The sequence below is a fragment of the Saccharomonospora iraqiensis subsp. iraqiensis genome, assembly GCF_000430445.1.
Lineage (GTDB): Bacteria > Actinomycetota > Actinomycetes > Mycobacteriales > Pseudonocardiaceae > Saccharomonospora > Saccharomonospora iraqiensis.
This window is the reverse complement of the sequence record NZ_KE387063.1, coordinates 10886-13598: the sequence shown is the minus strand read 5'-3', so window position 1 is coordinate 13598 and position 2713 is coordinate 10886. Positions and strand designations below refer to the sequence as shown.

The 2713-nt window shown below is 72.0% G+C and carries 2 protein-coding genes; both read right to left on the bottom strand.

Features of this window, described 5'->3' with window-relative positions; genetic code table 11:
• Positions 1 to 138: 138 nt before the first annotated feature.
• Positions 139 to 2052 carry a translational GTPase TypA gene (gene typA, locus ACTIR_RS0105650; protein ID WP_026453543.1) on the bottom strand — a complete coding sequence of 638 codons (1914 nt, stop codon included), beginning with the start codon at positions 2050 to 2052 and terminating at the stop codon, positions 139 to 141.
• 154 nt (positions 2053 to 2206) lie between these two features.
• Complete coding sequence (locus tag ACTIR_RS0105645) at positions 2207 to 2506, bottom strand: YciI family protein (protein ID WP_026453542.1); 300 nt, start codon at positions 2504 to 2506, stop codon at positions 2207 to 2209.
• Between the last annotated feature and the right edge of the window lie 207 nt (positions 2507 to 2713).

The following is a 2713-nucleotide window of genomic DNA, read 5'->3' as shown; positions in this document are numbered from 1 at the left end:
CCGTGCCCCTCCGGGCACTCCGCGCCGCGGCGTCCGGCGCCCCGGCGCACGGCACCGTCGACCCCGGCCCCCAGCCGGGGTCGACGCACCGATCGTCCGGCGGTGGTCCCAGTGTCTCAGGAGCGGGTGAGCCGCCTGTCAGGCGTTCCGGTCGCGGCTCTTCGCGCGGGAGCGTTCCTTGGCCCGCTGGCTGACGTCGAGCACGTTCTTGCGCACCCGGACGACCTTCGGCGCCACCTCGACGCACTCGTCGGTGGAGCAGAACTCCAGCGCCTCCTCCAGGTTCAGCACCTTCGGCCGGGCCAGCCGCTCCAGCTCGTCGGCCGTGGAGGAGCGCATGTTGGTCAGCTTCTTCTCCTTGGTGATGTTGACGTCGAGGTCCTCGGCGCGCGGGCTCTCCCCCACGACCATGCCCTCGTACACCTCGGAGCCCGGTTCCACGAAGAAGGTGCCCCGGTCGGCGAGCTGGAGCAGCGCGTAGGTGGTGACCGCGCCGGAGCGGTCGGCGACCAGCGACCCGCTGTTGCGCATCCGGATCTCGCCCGCCCACGGGAAGTAGCCCTCGAAGATGTGGTTCGCGATGCCCGCACCCCGGGTCTCGGTGAGGAAGTCGGTGCGGAAGCCGATCAGGCCACGGGCGGGCAGCACGTACTCCAGCTTGATCCGCCCGGTCCCGTGCCCGTCCATCTGCTCCATCCGCCCCTTCCGGGCGGCCAGCAGCTGGGTGACGGCACCGAGGTTCTCCTCCGGCACGTCGAGGTAGAGCCGCTCGAACGGCTCGTGCAGCGTCCCGTCGATGGTGCGGGTGACCACCTGCGGCTTGCCGACGGTCAGTTCGAAGCCCTCCCGGCGCATGGTCTCCACGAGCACCGCCAGCGCGAGCTCGCCGCGGCCCTGCACCTCCCAGACGTCGGGCCGTTCGGTGGGCACGACGCGGACGCTGACGTTGCCGATCAGCTCGGCGTCCAGCCTGCCCTTGAGCAGGCGCGCGGTGAGCTTGTCCCCGCCGCCGCGGCCCGCCAGCGGCGAGGTGTTCACGCCGAAGGTCATGGAGATGGCGGGCTCGTCGACGGTGATCCGCGGCAGCGCCTCGGGGTCCTCCGGGTCGGCGAGGGTGTCCCCGATGGTGATGTCCGGGATACCCGCGATGGCCACCAGGTCCCCCGCGGCGGCCTCCTGCGCGGGAACGCGCGTGAGTGCCTCGGTGACCAGCAGTTCGGAGACGCGCACGGACTCCACCGAGCCGTCCTCCCGCAGCCACGCCACCGTCTGCCCCTTGCGCAGCCGCCCGGAGTGGATGCGCAGCAGTGCGATCCGGCCGAGGTAGCTGGAGGCGTCCAGGTTGGTGACCAGTGCGCGCAACGGCCCGTCCGGGTCGGCGGTGGGGCCGGGGACGGTCTCGAACAGGGTGTCGAACAGCGGGTCGAGGTTGGGCGAGTCGGGCAGCGTGCCGTCCTCCGGCTGCTGCAGGCTCGCCTTCCCGTCCCGCGCGGCGGCGTAGACGACCGGCATGGACAGCACGGACTCCATGGCCTCGTCGTCCATGCCCTCGATGTCCCCGGCCAGTTCCAGCAGCAGGTCGTGGGTGTGCTCGACGACCTCGGCGATCCGGGCGTCGGGGCGGTCGACCTTGTTCACCACGAGGACCACCGGCAGTTTCGCCTCCAGCGCCTTGCGCAGGACGAACCGGGTCTGCGGCAGCGGCCCCTCGCTGGAGTCGACGAGCAGCACGACGCCGTCGACCATCGCCAGGCCGCGCTCGACCTCCCCGCCGAAGTCGGCGTGCCCGGGGGTGTCGATGACGTTGATGGTCACCGGGCCGTCGGAGGTCATGCGGCGGATCGCGGTGTTCTTCGCGAGGATCGTGATGCCCTTCTCGCGCTCCAGGTCACCGGAGTCCATGACCCGGTCCACCGGGTCACCGTGCTCGGTGAAGGCGCCGGACTGCTGCAGCATCGCGTCCACCAGGGTCGTCTTGCCGTGGTCGACGTGGGCGACGATCGCGAGGTTGCGCAGGTCGGTGCGGACTTTTCGGGCAGCGGCTGTGGGCACGCGAAGGCTCCCTGGGTGGGTGCAGAAAGAATCGGGCGGCCGACGGACCGGACGACGTCCCGGCGCGGCCGCCCTCCAGCATAACCGCGGCGCGACCGTGAGCCGGGGCACCCTCGCTCCGGCGGCTCGGGACGCCCCGCAGCCGGAGCGCCGCTCAGTGCGGCACGGCCTCGTTGACCTCGCGCAGTTCCGGGCCGGTGCGGGTGGCCGAGAACTCGATGATCTCGTGGTGGACGAGGTCGTTCAGCACGAGGGGATCGGTCGCCACCGTCGCCTCCAGTTTGCCGAACGACACCGGCCGGGCGATCAGCACCTCCCCCTCGTGCCCCGGTCGCCGTCCGGACGCCAGCAGCAGCCCGTGCTCGTACTGCCGGGAGAGCCAGTCCGTGTGCTCGGGCAACCGATAGTCGATCTCGGTCTGGGGCGCCGTGTAACTCAACAGAACGACGTACATGCCTCCACGGTAGGGCGCTTCCGCCCGCCGCACAGTGTGTGCGCCGCGGGGCGGGGCCGTCCGGCGACGGGTGCGGTCACGGGGCCGTCAGCAGTGCCGACAGGGCCGGCACCAGCACCCGGTCGGCATCCAGCCAGTCGACGTCGGCCAGCTCGTCCGCGGTCAGCCACCGCAGCGCGCGGTGTTCCCGCGGCCGGGGCCGCGGGG

Bases quoted from the DNA above. Each gene is read 5' to 3' on its own strand.
- ACTIR_RS0105645 (WP_026453542.1), bottom strand. From the start codon at position 2,506: ATGTACGTCGTTCTGTTGAGTTACACGGCGCCCCAGACCGAGATCGAC.